The 16095-nt window shown below is 74.1% G+C and carries 17 protein-coding genes; 8 read left to right on the top strand and 9 right to left on the bottom strand.

Going from position 1 to position 16095, the window contains the following annotated elements:
- The first annotated feature begins 161 nt into the window (after window positions 1-161).
- Both mycP and IEZ12_RS20715 read left to right on the top strand, forming a co-directional pair.
- Window positions 162-1634, top strand: coding sequence for a type VII secretion-associated serine protease mycosin (gene mycP, locus IEZ12_RS20720; RefSeq protein WP_189273449.1), 1473 nt, complete (start codon window positions 162-164; stop codon window positions 1632-1634).
- Window positions 1635-1782: 148 nt separating this feature from the next.
- Window positions 1783-2562, top strand: coding sequence for an HAD-IIA family hydrolase (locus tag IEZ12_RS20715; RefSeq protein ID WP_043914117.1), 780 nt, complete (start codon window positions 1783-1785; stop codon window positions 2560-2562).
- Between the two features lie 62 nt (window positions 2563-2624).
- Here the strand turns inward: IEZ12_RS20715 and IEZ12_RS20710 are convergent, their stop codons facing one another.
- Window positions 2625-3563: a LysR family transcriptional regulator gene (locus IEZ12_RS20710; protein WP_189273448.1), complete on the bottom strand. Its 939-nt coding sequence runs from the start codon at window positions 3561-3563 to the stop codon at window positions 2625-2627.
- Between the two features lie 141 nt (window positions 3564-3704).
- Between IEZ12_RS20710 and IEZ12_RS20705 the strand changes: the two genes are divergently transcribed.
- The 6 genes from IEZ12_RS20705 (at window position 3705) to yidC (ending at window position 7907) form a co-directional block, all read left to right on the top strand.
- A complete protein-coding gene (locus IEZ12_RS20705) occupies window positions 3705-4640 on the top strand; it encodes a zinc-binding dehydrogenase (RefSeq protein ID WP_189273446.1) in 936 nt (311 codons plus the stop codon).
- Window positions 4637-5050, top strand: coding sequence for a nuclear transport factor 2 family protein (locus IEZ12_RS20700; protein ID WP_189273444.1), 414 nt, complete (start codon window positions 4637-4639; stop codon window positions 5048-5050). The genes IEZ12_RS20705 and IEZ12_RS20700 overlap by 4 nt, the downstream gene beginning before the upstream one ends.
- 149 nt (window positions 5051-5199) lie before the next feature.
- Window positions 5200-5451, top strand: coding sequence for a hypothetical protein (locus tag IEZ12_RS20695; protein WP_189273442.1), 252 nt, complete (start codon window positions 5200-5202; stop codon window positions 5449-5451).
- Window positions 5452-5460: 9 nt separating this feature from the next.
- Complete coding sequence (locus IEZ12_RS20690) at window positions 5461-6528, top strand: Gfo/Idh/MocA family oxidoreductase (RefSeq protein ID WP_189273441.1); 1068 nt, start codon at window positions 5461-5463, stop codon at window positions 6526-6528.
- A gap of 94 nt (window positions 6529-6622) precedes the next feature.
- Window positions 6623-6907, top strand: coding sequence for a DUF6412 domain-containing protein (locus tag IEZ12_RS20685; protein ID WP_189273439.1), 285 nt, complete (start codon window positions 6623-6625; stop codon window positions 6905-6907).
- A gap of 292 nt (window positions 6908-7199) precedes the next feature.
- Complete coding sequence (gene yidC, locus IEZ12_RS20680) at window positions 7200-7907, top strand: membrane protein insertase YidC (RefSeq protein ID WP_189273437.1); 708 nt, start codon at window positions 7200-7202, stop codon at window positions 7905-7907.
- Here the strand turns inward: yidC and IEZ12_RS20675 are convergent.
- The 8 genes from IEZ12_RS20675 to IEZ12_RS38795 form a co-directional block, all read right to left on the bottom strand.
- Window positions 7877-8920, bottom strand: a complete 1044-nt coding sequence (locus tag IEZ12_RS20675; RefSeq protein WP_189273435.1) for an adenosine deaminase — start codon at window positions 8918-8920, stop codon at window positions 7877-7879. The two genes, yidC and IEZ12_RS20675, sit on opposite strands and share 31 nt — an antisense overlap.
- 71 nt (window positions 8921-8991) lie before the next feature.
- Window positions 8992-9783 (bottom strand): hypothetical protein, encoded by a 792-nt coding sequence (locus IEZ12_RS20670; protein WP_189273433.1) that lies wholly within the window; start codon window positions 9781-9783, stop codon window positions 8992-8994.
- A gap of 113 nt (window positions 9784-9896) precedes the next feature.
- A complete protein-coding gene (locus IEZ12_RS20665; RefSeq protein ID WP_373295504.1) occupies window positions 9897-11294 on the bottom strand; it encodes a DUF445 domain-containing protein in 1398 nt (465 codons plus the stop codon).
- Window positions 11243-12541: a nucleotide sugar dehydrogenase gene (locus tag IEZ12_RS20660; RefSeq protein WP_189273526.1), complete on the bottom strand. Its 1299-nt coding sequence runs from the start codon at window positions 12539-12541 to the stop codon at window positions 11243-11245. The genes IEZ12_RS20665 and IEZ12_RS20660 overlap by 52 nt, the downstream gene beginning before the upstream one ends.
- Before the next feature lie 49 nt (window positions 12542-12590).
- Window positions 12591-13793 (bottom strand): glycosyltransferase family 2 protein, encoded by a 1203-nt coding sequence (locus IEZ12_RS20655; protein WP_189273431.1) that lies wholly within the window; start codon window positions 13791-13793, stop codon window positions 12591-12593.
- Between the two features lie 60 nt (window positions 13794-13853).
- Window positions 13854-14822, bottom strand: a complete 969-nt coding sequence (locus IEZ12_RS20650) for an ABC transporter ATP-binding protein (RefSeq protein ID WP_189273429.1) — start codon at window positions 14820-14822, stop codon at window positions 13854-13856.
- Window positions 14823-14837: 15 nt separating this feature from the next.
- Window positions 14838-15602 carry an ABC transporter permease gene (locus IEZ12_RS20645; RefSeq protein ID WP_189273524.1) on the bottom strand — a complete coding sequence of 255 codons (765 nt, stop codon included), beginning with the start codon at window positions 15600-15602 and terminating at the stop codon, window positions 14838-14840.
- A 61-nt stretch (window positions 15603-15663) separates the two neighbouring features.
- On the bottom strand, window positions 15664-16095 hold a 432-nt coding region (locus tag IEZ12_RS38795), incomplete at its 5' end, for an ABC-2 family transporter protein (RefSeq protein ID WP_229847728.1).

Here is a 16095-nt window from a genome sequence, read left to right as displayed (position 1 = left end):
CACCTGGACGTCCGGCATGGGCCCGGCCAACCCGGGTGTGATCGAGTAAAGGCCGCATCTACTGCCCGGCCGCAGGGGAATACCGCTCCTGCGGCCGGGCAGCATCGTGCGGTCGGGGGCAAGCCACTCGCCGAACACGTCGGCGTGCGAAGGAGTTTGGGATGCGGCAGACGGGCAGGGCAGGACGGGGGCGGCAGCTCGCCGCAGCGGTGGCGGTCGCCGGTGTCCTGTGGGGGTGGACGACGGGACCCGCGCTCGCGGTGGACTCGATCCGCGCACAGCAGTGGCACCTGGACGCGATGCACGCCGAGGAGATGTGGCGGACCAGCACCGGGTCCGGAATCACCGTGGCCGTGATCGACTCCGGGGTGAAGGGCGACGCACCCGACCTGGTCGGACAGTTGGTGGCCGGCACAGATTTCAGTACAAAGCCCGGTGGGGAGCTCTCCCCCAGCAACGGCCACGGGACGGAGATGTCCAGCACCATCGCCGGCACCGGCAAGGGGCTGGGCGGCAAGGGTGCGTACGGTCTCGCACCCGGTGCGAAGATCCTCCCGATCAAGATCGACATGGATGGCGGACCAGGCTCCGACAGCAGAGCCATGGACGAGGTCTCCCGAGCCATTACCTACGCGGCCGACCACAACGCGAAGATCGTCAACATGTCGTTGGGCGTCCCCGTGAGGTCGCTTCAGCCCGCCGACGTCGACAAGCTCCGGGCTGCGGTCGACCATGCGGTGTCCCGGGGCGTCCTGCTGTTCGCCGCGGTCGGCAACACCGGCGACACCGACAACCGCCTGGAGTACCCCGCCTCGATGAGCGGCGTGGTCGGCGTGGGCGCCACCGACCAGGACGGAAAGGTCACCGCGGAGTCGGAGCACGGCCCGCAGGTGACGCTCGCCGCCCCGGGCCAGGACCTCTACGGGGCGTGTACCGGCCCGTCCGGCTACTGCAAGGGCCACGGGACCTCCGGCGCCACCGCGCTGGTCTCCGCCTCGGCGGCGCTGATCTGGTCGGCGCACCCGGACTGGTCGGGCAACCAGGTGCTGCGGGTGCTGATCAACACCGCGAGCAACCCGCAGCAGCGCAGCGACTACCTCGGCTACGGCACCGTCCGACCGCGGATCGCGCTGACCGACCCCGGCGACCCGGGCCCGGCGAACGTCAGCCCGCTGCCCGCCGCGGCGTCGCCCACGCCCGAGAAGACCGGGAAGTCCGGCGGGGCGGCGCAGCCGAGCGGGGCCGCGAGCGCGCCCGCCGACTCCGGGCCGGGGCAGGACCCGGCGACGCAGCCGTCCGCTGCACCGGAGAAGTCCTCGAACGTCGTGCCGCTGGCGATCGGCGGTGCGGTGGCCGTCGTGGTGCTGCTGGTCGTGGTGGTGCTGATCGTCCGCCGGAACCGCGGCGCCTCGGCGGCCCCGGTGCCGCCGGCCCCGCTCCCTGGTCAGCAGCCGCCCTACGGCCAGCAGCCGCAGCAGCCCTACGGCCAGCAACTCCCGTACGGACAGCAACTCCCGTACGGCCAGCAGCCCCCGTACGGCCAGCAGCCTCCGTACGGGCAGCAGCCTCCGTACGGCCAGCAGCCTCCCTACGGCCAGCAGCCGCCGCCCGGCGGCAACCCCTACGCGGGCTGAGGGCCCGGCCGCCCCTGTGGTCGGCCGGCGGGGCGCACTAGGCTGGCCTGCGTTGGGGCAGCCAGTGGCGCCCGGCCGGCCAGCGGTGTCCGGTCGGAGCGATGCACATCGATCGTTCGACCGTCGCAAGACCTAGGAGAGACCCACCGTGGCAGACCGCAAGCCCATCGAGACCTGGCTGACCGACATGGACGGAGTCCTCATCCACGAGGGCGTGCCGATCCCGGGGGCCGACGCCTTCATCAAGCGGCTGCGTGAATCCGGAAAGCCGTTCCTGGTGCTCACCAACAACTCCATCTACACCCAGCGCGACCTGCACGCCCGGCTGTCCCGGATGGGCCTGGACGTGCCGGCCGAGCACATCTGGACGTCCGCGCTGGCGACCGCGAAGTTCCTCTCCGACCAGCGCCCGAACGGCACCGCGTACGTGATCGGCGAGGCCGGTCTGACCACCGCGCTGCACGACGTCGGCTACGTGCTGACCGACACCGACCCGGACTTCGTGGTGCTCGGCGAGACCCGCACCTACTCGTTCGAGGCGATGACCAAGGCGGTCCGGCTGATCGACGCGGGCGCCCGGTTCATCGCCACCAACCCGGACGAGACCGGCCCGTCCGCCGAGGGTGCGCTGCCGGCGACCGGCGCGGTCGCGGCGCTGATCACCAAGGCCACCGGCGTGGAGCCGTACTTCGTCGGCAAGCCGAACCCGCTGATGATGCGGGCCGGTCTGAACGCGATCGGCGCGCACTCGGAGAACAGCGCGATGATCGGCGACCGGATGGACACCGACATCGTCTCCGGCATGGAGGCCGGCATGTCGACCTTCCTGGTGCTGACCGGCCTCACCCAGGCCGGCGACGTGGACCGCTTCCCGTACCGCCCGACCCAGGTGGTGGAGTCCATCGCGGACCTGGTCGAGCTGATCTGACGGAAGCCCGGGGCGGCACGGCACGACGTCGGCCGGGCCGCCCCCGGTGGTGGCAGGCCCGCTCAGGCCAGGTCGCGGACGTCGGTCTCCGGGAGCCAGTCGCGGCCGGGGCGGTACTCCAGCCAGCGGCGGTCGCGGCCGCGGTCGGCGAAGGCCCGCAGCAGGGCGGGGACCGCGGGGTGCGGGCGTTCGCGGTGCCAGACCAGTGACCAGGCGTACAGCGGGACGGGGTCGGCGAGCGGGCGGACGACCAGCCCCGGCGGGACGGCGAGCGGCAGTTCGGCGGGCAGCAGGGTGCAGCCGTCGGGGACGGTGCGGACGCGTTCGAGCAGGTGGTCGAGGCCGAGGTTGGCGTCGCCGGGGAGCAGCGGGACGGCGAAGCGTTCGGCGAACCGGGTGAGGAAGTCCAGCCGGGCGGGGTCGGCGGGCAGCACCAGGCGCAGCGCGGCGAGGTCGGCGGGGCGCAGGGTCTCGGCGCGGGCCAGCGGGTGGGCGGCGGGCAGCACCGCGTCGACGGGCTCCAGCCGGACCAGTCGGTGCGCCAACTGCCCGTCGGGGCCGGTGTGGTGGCGTCCGAAGCCGGCGGCGCTCTCGCCCCGGTCGAGGGCGGCGGCCACTGCGGCGAGATCCCGGGCCGGGCCGACCTCGATGGTCGACTCCGGTGCCGTGGCGAGGACTTCACGGACGGTGCGGAGCGGCTCGAACAGGTGGCCCCAGACGTCCAGCCGGGCCGGTTCGGCGGGCCGGCGGACGGCGGCGAGGGCGGCCTGTCCGGCGGCCAGCGCGGTCCGCGCCGGGTCGAGCAGGCGCTCCCCGGCGGCGGTGAGGCGGACGGCGGCGGGGCCGCGGTCGAGCAGTCGGGTGTCGAGTTCCTGCTCCAGTCGGGCGATCCGCTTCGACAGTGCCTGCTGGCTGATCGCCAACTGCTGGGCGGCGCGCCCGAAGTGCCGCTGGTCGGCGACCGTGACGAAGGCGCGCAGCTGTCCGAGGTCCGGGTCCATCCGGCCATCATCGCCGACAACCGTCGGTTGTCGTCGGCGTGTTCGGGTTGTTGGACCGGGGTGCGGCCGCGGCCGTGTACTGGGCGTGTTCCCGCCGGGCCGCCCGCAGCGGCCCGCCCCCGCCGATCGAAGGACACATCCATGAAGGCCCTGATCCCCGCCCGCGGCACGGTCGAGTTCACCGAGCTGCCGCAGCCCGAGCCGCGCCCGGACGAGGTGCTGGTGAAGGTCGACGCGTTCTCGGTGAACCGCGGCGAGACCTTCGTGCTGGAGGACCCGCCGTCGGGCTGGCGGCCCGGCAAGGACGTCGCGGGGCTGGTCGTGCAGGCCGCCGCCGACGGCAGCGGGCCCGCCGTCGGGCAGCGGGTGGTCGCCCACCCGCCGGCCGCGGGCTGGGCCGAGTACGCGGCGGTGCGCACCGACGCCCTGGCGGTGCTGCCGGAGCAGCTGGACACCCGTACCGCCGCCGCCCTCCCGCTGGCGGGGCTGACCGCGCTGCGGCTGCTGCGCGCGGCGGGCGCCGTCACCGGCCGGCGGCTGCTGCTGACCGGTGCGTCCGGCGGCGTCGGCCACTACCTGACGGAGCTCGCCGCGGCCGCCGGGGCGGAGCTGACCGCCGTCACCGCGAGCCCCGAACGCGGGGCGCGGCTGCGGGAGTTGGGCGCGGCGGAGGTGGTCCACACGCTCGCCGACGCACGCGGGCCGTACGACCTGGTGCTGGAGTCCACCGGCGGCACGGCGCTGCCGCAGACGCTGGCCCTGCTCGCCCCGCGCGGCCGGCTGATCTGGTTCGGGCAGGCCTCCCGGGAGCCGGTCCGGCTGGACTTCTTCGCCCTGCTGAACGGCCCGGCCTCCGCCACCGTCCAGCACTTCTCCTACGCCGACGTGGACCACCCCGACGGCCCGGACCTGCGCACCCTGGTCCGGCTGACCGCCGAGGGCCGGCTGCACCCGGAGCTCGGCCTGGTCGACGACTGGCGCCGCACCGCCGACGCGATCGACGCGCTGCGCGGCCGACAGGTCCGCGGCAACACCGTCCTCACCCTCGACCGCCCCGCCGAAGGAGACCTCTCGTGAGCACCGACCCGCGCACCGTCGTGGCCGACTACATCGCCGCCGTCGCCCGCGGCGACCAGGACGCGATCCGGGACGCCTTCACCGAGGACGTCGTCTGGCACTACCCCGGCGACCTGCCGCTGAGCGGCGAGTGGCGCGGCCGGCAGGCCGTCGTCGAGGAGTTCCTCGGCTCGATCGGCGGCCTGATCGCGCCCGGCACCGCCATCCGCGTCGAGCCGATCGGCGCCCCGGTCGTCGACGGCGACCGGGTGGTCGCCGAGTGGGCCTCGCACTGCACCACCGTGCACGGCCTGCGCTACGACAACCGCAACCTGGGGATCTTCACCGTCCGCGACGGCCGGATCGCCGAGGTGCGCGAGTACACCGACACGCAGCGCGCCGCCACCGTCCTGTTCGCCGACGGCGCGTGACCGCCCGGCCCCGGCCCGTCGCGGCGGGCCGGGGCCGCCTCAAGACAGCCTTAAGCCGCGCCTAACCGTTCTGACGCACCATCAGTTCTCGTACCCGGTGCGGCTAGCGTCCCGGACACACCCTCCGTCCGACGCAAGGAGCCCCGCCCGTGGCCTCCGTCCGCCGCACCGCCGTCCTGCTGGCCGCCGCCGTCCTGCTCGGCGGCGCCGCCGCGCCCGCCACCGCCGCCCTCGCCGACGGCGGCGCCGACCGCGGCGTGCTGCTGTCGCTCGGCTCGGCGCTGCTGCTCACCGGCGCTGCCGCCGCCACCGCGCGCCGCCGCACCAAGCCCGCCGGACCGTCCCGACCTAGGCGGACGGACCGGGTGGCGTCCGTCGCTCCGGGGGACGGGGATGGTTGAGTGGGGGTCATGAGCACGCCCCCTGCCCCCTTCCGCGTCGGCCTGATCGGCTACGGCCTGGCCGGCTCGGCCTTCCACGCCCCGCTGATCGCCACCACCCCCGGACTCCGGCTGGACGCGGTGGTCACCGCCAACCCCGAGCGCCGCGCCCAACTCCACCGCGACCACCCCGACGCCCGCGCCCTCGACACCCCCGACCAGCTGTTCGAGGACGCCGACCGCTACGACCTGGTGGTGATCGCCTCCCCCAACCGCACCCACGTCCCGCTCGCCCGCACCTCCCTGCTGGCCGGCCTGGCCACCGTCGTCGACAAGCCGCTCGCCGCGACCAGCGCCGAGGCCCGCGACCTGTGCGAGTTCGCCGAGAAGTCCGGCCTGCTGCTGTCGGTGTTCCAGAACCGCCGCTGGGACGGCGACTTCCGCACCGTCCGCCGCCTGGTCGAGGAGGGCCGGCTCGGCCGGGTGCACCGCTTCGAGTCCCGCTTCGAGCGCTTCCGCCCCAAGCCCAAGGCCGGCTGGCGCGAACTCGCCGACCCCGCCGAGGTCGGCGGCACCCTGTACGACCTGGGCAGCCACCTGGTCGACCAGGCCCTCGCCCTGTTCGGGCCGGTCGAGACGGTGTACGCCGAGATCGACGTCCTCCGGGACGGCGCGGTCGTCGACGACGACGCCTTCCTCGCCCTCACCCACACCGGCGGCGTCCGCTCCCAGCTGTGGACCAGCGCCCTCACCCCGCTCGCCGGACCCCGCCTGCGGGTCCTCGGCGACAGCGCCGGCTACGTCAAGTTCGGCATGGACCCGCAGGAGGCCGCCCTCCGGGCCGGCCACCGCCCCGGACCCGGCCGCCACTGGGGCGACGACGACCCCGCCGCGTACGGCCTGCTCGGCACCGACGGCGATGCCGAACCCGTCCCCACCGACCCCGGCGACTACCCGGCCTTCTACGCGGGCATCGCCGCCTCGCTCACCGACCGCACCCCGCCGCCGGTCGACCCCCGCGACGCCGTCGCCACCCTCACCGTCCTGGAGGCCGCCCGCGCCTCCGCGGCCACGGCGAGCGTCGTCCGCCTCCCCTGACCGCACCGCCGCCGGCGGGACGGAACAACTGCTGTCCCCCGCCCCGCCGGTGACGTAGCATCGGGTTCGGACCCGAACCGAGGAGGTGCGCACCGTGCTCGTCACGCCGCTCCTGCTCGCGCTGCTCCGGGTCCTCACCGGAGACCTGCCGACCGGCCCGGGCGCCGTCACCACGGCCGCACTCCTCGTCCTGACCTGCGCCGTCGCCCTGGCCCTCACCCCGGCCCGTCTCCCGATCGCCGGCACCCCCGCCGCGATCCACGCCGCCGCGATGCGCCGCCGCGCCTACCGCACGGCCTACCTCCCCCCGCGCGACCCCGCCGCCCCGGGCCGCCCCCGCCCCCGAGCCCCGGGCCACCGGCCTGCGGCCGCCGTCTGAGGGGCACTTCTCTCCTCGCGCATCTCCGAGTCCCCGCACCCGCCAGGGATCGTGGTGACCGAACTCCCACGCCCCGCCAGGGCCGTGGGCACTGAACCTCCGTGCCCCGTCAGGGGCGCGTGGGGGCACCTCCCGGCCCGCCAGGGCCGGGGGAGAACTGCGCGAGCAATCCACCACCGCCGTCGACTTCCGCTGCGCCCGCCGCATCCCGTGGCGTAGGCGGGAAAGGCCCCCTCTGTCGCGTCCGCCCTCCGTGCACCGTCCCACCCGCACACACCCGGAGAGCCGACCCATGTCGATCCTGAGCGTCCTCGACCCCGCAGTCCGTCTCGCCCACGCCGCCGTCGCAACCCTCGCAGGCGTCATCCCCACCGCAGCGGCGATCGTCGTCTTCACCCTCGCCGTCCGCGCCGCCCTGCACCCGCTCGCCCGCTCCGCGGCCCGCGCCGAACGCGCCCGTACCCGCATCGCGCCCCAGGTCGCGAAACTGCGGAAGCGTCACGCGAAGGACCGTGACCGCCTGGCCCGCGAGCTCCTGGCGCTGAACCGCGCCGAGGGCGTCTCCCCGTTCGCCGGTCTGCTGCCGGTCCTGTTGCAGGCGCCGTTCTTCTCGGTGATGTACCGCCTGTTCACCACCGCCCCGGGCAACCTGCTGGACGCCACCCTCGCAGGCGTCCCGCTCGGTACGCACCCGGCGTCCGCCCACACCCCGGCCCAGTTCGCCGTGTTCGCGGTCCTTGAGGCGGCGTTCCTCGCACTCGCCTGGTGGAACGTCCACCGTGCCAAGCAGGCCCCGGCGCCCGACGGGGCTCCCGCCGGTCTCGGGCTGCTGCGCTGGCTGGCGTTCGGCACTCCGCTGTTCGCCCTGCTGCTGCCGCTGGCCGGCGGTCTCCACCTGTTGACGAGCACCGCCTGGACGGCGGCCGAGCGCTGGTTCCTCACCCGCCCGACCGACCGTCCGGCGCGGGCTCAGGCGGTGGCGCCCCAGCCCGCCAGGTAGGCGTCGATCTCGCCGGTCAGCCGTCGCTTGGCCGCCTGGTCCAGGAAGGAGGCTTCCACCGCGTTGCGGGCGAGTGCGGCGATCCCGGTCTCGTCCAGGCCGAGCAGCTTCGCGGCGACGGCGTACTCGGTGTTGAGGTCGGTGCCGAACATCGGCGGGTCGTCGCTGTTGACGGTGACCAGCAGCCCGGCGTCGACCATCTGCCGGATCGGGTGGTCCTCGATCCGCTCGACCACCCGGGTGGCCAGGTTGGAGGTCGGGCAGACCTCCAACGGGATCCGGTGTTCGCCGAGGTAGTCGACGAGCGCCGGGTCCTTGACGGACTGGGTGCCGTGGCCGATGCGTTCCGCGCCGAGCACCCGGATCGCGTCCCAGACGGTCTCCGGCCCGGTGGACTCGCCGGCGTGCGGCACGCTGTGCAGGCCGGCCGCCCGGGCCCGGTCGAAGTACGGCTTGAACTGCGGGCGGGGCACGCCGATCTCGGGGCCGCCGAGGCCGAAGGAGACCAGTCCGGCGGGCGCCAGGTCGAGGGCGAGCCGGGCGGTCTCCTCGGCGGAGGCCAGTCCGGCCTCGCCGGGGATGTCGAAGCACCAGCGCAGGACGACGCCGAGTTCCCTCTCGGCGGCCAGCCGGGCGTCCTCGATCGCCTCCATGAAGGCGACGTCGGGGATGCCGCGGCGGGTCGACGAGTAGGGCGTGACGGTCAGTTCGGCGTAGCGGATGTTCTGCCGGGCCATGTCCTCGGCGACGCCGTAGGTGAGGGAGCGGACGTCCTCGGCGTCGCGGATCAGGTCGACGACGCTCAGGTAGACCTCGATGAAGTGCGCGAAGTCGGTGAACGTGAAGTACTTCGCGAGCGCCTCCGGGTCCGCCGGGACCTCGGTGCGCCCGGCGTGCCGGGCGGCGAGTTCGGCGACCACCCGGGGCGAGGCCGAGCCGACGTGGTGCACGTGCAGCTCCGCCTTCGGCATTCCGGCGATGAACGCCTCGATCCCCTGGACTCCCTCGGCCATGGCACGCTCCCGTCTACTCACCCGGATCCGGACAGACCTCGCATGCTAACCCGCCGGAGTGGACGGCGGTGTCACCACTTGGCGGTGATCTTCTGGAGCAGCGCCCGCGCCTGGGCGCGGCCCTCGAAGACCTGCTGGTCGGGGGCGAGGTCGACGAACACCCACACGGTGAGCGCCCCCTTGCGCGCGGTGATGGAGGAGTACGGCCGCGGCGGGGTCGTGGTGCCGTCGTCGTCGTGGTAGACGGCCAGGCCCTCCTCCGAGAACACCTCGTCGGCGCCGGGCACCTTGGGCGACTCGATGTCGTGCGCGGAGGTGGTCTGGGTGCCGCTGTCGTCCTTGTAGTCGGGGCAGCGCCTGATGTCGGCCGCCCACTTCGCCATCTCCTGGTGCGCGGCGTCGGCGGTGGTGGCCTGCGAGGCGCCGCTGGTGCCCCAGAGCTGGCTGCCGTCGGGGCGCTGCACCCGCACGAACCGGTTGGTGTAGGCGAGCAGCGTCTTGTCCGGGCCGTCCTCCTTGTACAGGCAGGACTTGTCCATCGTGAACTTGGCCAGGCTGGTGTCGTCGTCGATGCGGGTCTCGTACCCGGCGCCCCAGTCCGCGGGGGTCAGCGCGAGCTTGTCGGTCCTGGCCCGGGCGGCCGCGTCACCCCCGGTGACGGCGCTGCTGCTGGGCTTTCCGCTCGCCTTGCCGCTGGGCTTCGCGGACGTCGCGGCCGACGCGGAAGCCGTCGGCGACGACGGCGCGCTCTGGCCGGTCGCCCCGGTGGCGGCCTCGTCGTCGTTGCAGGCCGTCAGCACCAGTCCGGCCGCGGCCAGTGCGGCGATGCGCAGTCCGAGCGTGCGTGCGTGAACCGTCTTCATGGTCAACTCCCCCATGGAATACCCGGCTTCGACCCCCCTGGCCGCGCCGACCGGTCGATCACCCTACCGAAGGGGTCGGACACCGACCCGCCGGGGGCGGACCGGACGGTTCGTCAGCCTCCGAACGCCGTGCTGACGGTGTGGATGAGCAGGCCGGCCAGCGCGCCGACCACGGTGCCGTTGATCCGGATGAACTGGAGGTCGCGGCCGACGTTGGCCTCGATCTTGCGGGAGGCGTCGTCGGCGTCCCAGCCGGCCACCGTCTCGGAGATCAGCGAGGTGATCTCCTGCCGGTAGGTGGAGACCACGTACTCGGCGGCGTCCAGCAGCCAGCCGTCGGTCTTCGCCTGGAGTTTGGCGTCGGTGGCGAGGCGGCGGCCGAGCGAGCGCAGGCCCGAGGTGATCCGGCGGCGCAGTTCGCTGTCCTGGTCCTCGGCGGCGTTCATCACCAGGGCGCGCACCGCCGACCAGGAGGAGGCGATCAGGTCCTGCACCTCGGGGCGGGCCAGCAGGTCGGACTTGGCACGTTCGACCCGGGCGATGGTCTCCGGGTCGTCCTGGAGTTCCTGCGCGAAGTCGGCGAGGAAGTTGTCGAGGGCGCCGCGCGCGGGGTGCTCCGGGTCGTCGCGGACGTCGGTGACGAAGCGCAGCAGTTCCTTGTAGACGCGTTCGCCGACCTGGTGGTCGATGAACCTGGGCGTCCAGCCGGGGGTCTTGGCGGTGACCCGGTTGACCACGTCGACGTGGTGCTCGACCAGCCAGTCGCGGGCCCGCACCGCGACCAGGTCGACCACGCCCTTGTGCCCGCCGTCGGCGACGATCCTGCCGAGCAGCCGGCCGGCGGGTTCGGCGACCGAGGTGGCGGCGGCCCGCCGGGTGATCGCCTCGGCGACCACGGCCTGCACGTCCTCGTCGCGCAGCACCGCGAGGACGCCGCGCAGCGCGGCGGCCGCCTCGTGGGTGACGCGTTCGGCGCTGCCGGGCGCGGACAGCCACTCGCCGAGCCGCCGGGCCACCCCGATCCGGCCGAGCCGGGACCGGACCACCGGCGCGGACAGGAAGTTGTCGCCGACGAAGTCGCCGAGCGAGCGCCCGAACGCGTCCTTCTTGGTGGGGATGATCGCGGTGTGCGGGATCGGCAGCCCGAACGGGCGGCGGAACAGCGCGGTGACGGCGAACCAGTCGGCGAGCGCGCCGACCATGCCGGCCTCGGCGGCGGCGGCCACGTAGCCGGCCCAGCTGCCCGCGCCGGCCGCGCCCGCCCAGGTGGCGAGCGCGAAGACGACCGTGGCCAGGCCCAGCAGGCCGGTGGCGATGGTCTTCATCCGCCGTACGCCCTGCCGCTTGGCCTCGTCGGCGGCGGTGAAGCTGACTCCGGGGGGTGCCGTCTCGTCCACACTCACCCCGTCAGACTCGCACACCGGTCGTACGGGACGACCGCCGCCTCGCGAATCCGCCGCTACCGCAGGGCGTTCCCTCCTCCGAGGACGATCCGCCGGACGCCCTCCCAGCGCGCCGGGTCGGTGACCCGCCGGCCGTCGAGCAGCACCTGCACGCCCGGGAAGTCGACGGCGCCGATGTCCCGGTACTCGGGGTGGTCGGCCTGCACGACCAGCGCGACGGCGGGCTTGCCGTCGTCGGGCGGCAGGCCGAGCGCGGCGAGCTCCTCCGGCGTGTACAGCGGGTCGCTGACGCCGACCACGGCGCCCGCCGCCCGCAGCGCCTCGACCAGCGGGAACACCCCGGAGACGGCGGTCTCCTTGACCCCGCCCCGGTAGGACGCGCCGAGCACGGTGACGGCCGCCCCGTCCAGCGGGCCGAGCGCGCCCGCCAGCAGGCCGACCGCGTACGCCGGGACCTGCTCGTTGGCCTCCCGGGCGGCGCGCACCACGGTCGCCTCCGGGTCGTTCCACAGGTACAGCCGCGGGTAGACCGGGATGCAGTGCCCGCCGACCGCGATGCCGGGCCGGTGCAGGTGGCTGTAGGGCTGCGAGTTGCAGGCGTCGATCACCTCGACGAGGTCGACGCCGATCCGGTCGGCGAGCCGGGCGAACTGGTTGACCAGCGCGATGTTGACGTCCCGGTAGGTGGTCTCGGCGAGCTTCGCGAACTCGGCGGCCTCCGCCCCGCTCAGCGGCCACACGCCGTTGCCGCGCGGCAGGTCGGGGCGCGGGTCGAAGTCCAGCACCGCCCGGTAGAACTCCACGCCGCGCCGCGTCGACTCCTCGTCGATGCCGCCGACCAGCTTGGGGTAGCGCCGCAGGTCGGCGAAGACCCGCCCGGTGCGGACCCGTTCGGGGCTGAACACCAGCGCGAAGTCCCGGCCGGCGGTCAGCCCGGAGCCGGCCTCCAGCCGCCGGGCGAACCGGCCGCGCACGGTGCCCACCGGCAGCGTGGTCTCGTAGCTGATCAGCGTGCCGGGCCGGAGCCCCGCGGCGACGGCGTCGGTGGCGGCGTCCAGCAGCGCGAAGTCGGGCCGGCCGTCGCCGTCGGTGAGCAGCGGGACGACGATCACCACGGCGTCGGCCGCGGCGGTGGCGGCCACGGTGTCGGTGGTGGCGTGCAGCCGCCCGGCGGCGACGGTCTCGGCGAGCAGTTCGTCGAGGCGGGCCTCGCGGGGGAACGGCGGCCGCCCGGCGGTGACGGCGGCGACCACCGCGGGCGCGATGTCGGCGCCGGTGACCAGGTGGCCCTTGGCGGCGAACTGGACGGCCAGCGGCAGGCCGATCTTGCCCAGTCCGACCACGCAGATGTGCAGCGCCGTCACTCGGTCGCCTTCCTCTTCGACGAAGGGTCGGGTCGCTGCGTCACGGGGCGGCCCGCAGCGTTCCGGGGCGGCCGCGCAGCACCCGCCGGGTGCGGCGCAGGACGCGGCGCACCGGGGCGGGGACCAGTCGCCGCCAGCCGGTGGGGCCGGGGGCGCGGCCGGTGTCGAACAGCGTGTCGGGCAGGCCGAGCCGCCGGTCGCGGTACATCGGGTAGCGGGCGTACAGCCGGTCGCCGCGGCGTTCGACGGGGGCCGGGCCGTGCTGCCGCTCCCAGTCGATCAGCTCGCACAGGGTGGCGAGTTCGCCGCGCCGGGCGAGCGCGAGGCGCAGCCGGGCGGGCACCGGCACGGCGCCGAACACGCCGGGCGAGCAGTGCCGGTCGAGCAGCCGGCCGATCTCGCCGAGGATGCGCCGCTGCATGGCGGGCGGCTCGGCGAGGAACTGCTCCTGCAGCAACTGCGGGACGTCCCAGCTGAAGTAGCGCTCCCGGACGGCGTCGCGGACCGGCCCGGGCCGGGTGCCCCGCTCCAGCACCTCCTGGACGGCGTCCATGGCGCGCAGCCGGTCGATCGGCCCGGCCCGGTGGGTGACGTTGGAGCGGTCCTGCCGCAGCACCAGGTGGTAGTAGTCGTAGTCGGCGAGCACGGACACCTTGCGGGCGTTCAGCAGCGCGCCGAGGGTGAACGGCTGGTCGGAGCAGACCGGCAGGTCCTCGCGGCGGCGCAGGCCGTGGCTGAGCACCAGGGAGCGGCGGAACATCTTGGTGTCGGCGAGCGCCCAGGCGAGCGCGGAGTCGGTGAAGCCGACCTGTTCGACGGTGCGCTCGAAAATGCCCTGCGGGACGACCCGGCCGTTCTCGCCGACGAGTTTGGGGATCAGCACGTCGGACTGCCAGCGGTCGGCGGTGTCGACCATCCGCTCCAGCGCCTCGGAGCCGAGCCAGTCGTCGGCCCCGAGGTACATCAGGTAGCGGCCGCGGGCCAGGTCGGTGCCGCGGTTGGTGGGCTTGGCGGGCCCGCCGGACGCGGGCTGCCGCACGGTGCGCAGCAGCCCGGGGTGGGCGGCGGCGAACCGGGCGAGCTCCTCGGTGCTGCCGTCGCTCGACCCGTCGTCGACGGCGACCACTTCCATCCGGGCCTCGCCGATGGTCTGTTCGACCAGCGAGGTCAGGCAGTCGGTGAGGTAGGGCATGGTGTCGTGGACGGCGATCACCACACTGACGTCCGGTTCATGCTCGGTCACGAGATACCAACTCCCGTACCGACCGTTCGGTCACCTCCCCCACCCGATCGAGTGAGCGGGTCAGGCCACCGGCTCGCCCGCGGCGCCGGCGTAGATCCGGGCGATCACGTCCTCGATGGCGGGTTCGCGCACCGACAGGTCGACCAGCGGATAGCGCTCGGCGACGGCGGCGACCAGCGGCGCGGCGCTCTGCCGGGCCGGGAACGCCAGCCACTGCCGCGGGCCCTCCACCTTGACGGTGCGCACCCCGGGCAGCTCGATCGGCGGGTGCGGGCCGGCCAGGTCGACCACCAGGGTACGTTCGCTCCCACCGGCCGTGTGCAGTTCCTCCAGCGGGCCGTCCAGCACCAGCCGGCCGTGGTCGATCACCATCACCCGGCCGCACAGCTGCTCGATGTCGGTGAGGTCGTGGGTGGTGAGCAGCACGGTGGTGCGCTGCTCCCGGTTGGTCTCGCGGAGAAACTCGCGGACCTTGGTCTTGCTGATCACGTCGAGCCCGATGGTCGGCTCGTCCAGGTACAGCACGCTCGGGTCGTGCAGCAGCGCGGCGGCGAGGTCGCCGCGCATCCGCCGGCCGAGCGAGAGCTGCCGCACCGGGGTGTCCAACAGCGCGCCCAGGTCGAGCAGTTCGACGCACCGGTCGAGGTTGGTCCGGTAGCGGGCGTCGGGGATCCGGTAGATCCGCCGGGCCAGTTCGTAGCTGTCGCGCAGCGGCAGGTCCCACCACAGGGTGGTGCGCTGGCCGAACACCACGCCGATCCGCCGGGCCAGCGCGGCCCGCCTGGCCGCGGGGTCGACGCCGGCGACCCGCAGCCGCCCGCCGCTGGGCACCAGGATGCCGGTGAGCATCTTCACCGTCATCGACTTGCCCGCCCCGTTCGGCCCGATACAGCCGACGCACTCCCCCTCCTCGACCTGGAAGGTCAGCCCGTCCACGGCCCGCACCTCGCGCTTCTCGCGCCGCCAGCGGCCGTTCCTGGTACGGACGGTGAACGTCCGCCGGACGTCCTCCACCTCGATCACCGCCACGGTCCTCTCCCTCTCTCAGCTTCCGGTGGAGCGGTACGCGCGCAGCCCGGCCCGCCAGGCCAGTCCCGCGGCCAGCACGCACAGCGCGGCCGCGACCGGCGACGCGAACCGGAACGCGACGGGCAGCCCGAGCGGGTCGGGCCGGTCCAGGATGTGCAGCGCGGGCAGCCAGTTGACGAACGCCAGCGGCACCCCGAACACGGTGCCCGCGACGACCTCCTTGGCGAACACCGTCGGCGGGTACTGGAGCAGGGTGGAGCCGCCGTAGGTGACGGAGTTCTGCAGCTCGGCGGCGTCGCCCCACCAGAACTGCACGCAGGAGCAGCCGACGAAGACCGCGCAGAAGATCACCGTCCCGCACAGCAGCAGACCGGGCACCATCAGCACCCGGTCCCAGGTCCACCGCACGTCCAGCGCGGTGAGCGACCAGCCGAGCACCGCGAACCCCTGCACCAGCCGGCCCAGCCTGCGCAACGAGAAGCGCTCCGCGGCGAGTTGGGCCAGCGCGGGGGCGGGCCGGATCAGCATGGTGTCCAGCGTCCCGGAGCGCACCCGCTCGCCCAGCCCGCTCACCGAACCGACCAGCAGGTTGGCCGCGCCCAGCGCCACCGAACTCGTCCCGTACAGTAACCCGGTCTCGGCGAGCGTCCACCCGGCCAGCTGCCGGGTGTGCCGGAACATCAGGATCAGCACCGCGAAGTCCAGGAACGTGATCAGCACGTTCGCGGCCAGGCCCAGCAGGAACGACGTCCGGTACGTCAGCATCGACCGGCCCCACATCGCGGCGATCAGCCACCACGACCGCACCGCCCAGCCCGCCCGGGCGGCGAGCGACTCGCTCTCAACCACCCTGCACCACCACCTTGCGCACCGCGAGCGCCTGCGCCACCCGACCCAGCATCAACAGAGCCGCCGCCCACGCCAGTTGGAACCCGTAGAGGGTCAACAGGCTGTATCCGGTGCGCCGTTGCAGCAGTACGTCGGCGGGCAGCTGCACCATCGCCGAGAACGGCAGCACCCGGGCCAACTCCCCGAGAGCGCCCGGGAACAGGGTCAACGGCAGCAGCATCCCGGAGAAGAACATCGACAGCACCATCACCGCCGCCCGCACCCCCTCCGAGTCGTGCAGCCAGAACCCCGCCAGTGAGACCAGGAACCGCACCCCGAAACTCACCACCACCGCCAGCACCACCGCCAGCAGGAACTCCGCCCACACCAACGGATCGGACGGCAACGCCAGTTCGAACACCAGCGCCCCCAACGCCAGCGGCAC

Source organism: Kitasatospora griseola (assembly GCF_014648555.1).
GTDB lineage: Bacteria > Actinomycetota > Actinomycetes > Streptomycetales > Streptomycetaceae > Kitasatospora > Kitasatospora griseola.
This window is presented reverse-complemented; position numbering and strand designations above follow the sequence as displayed.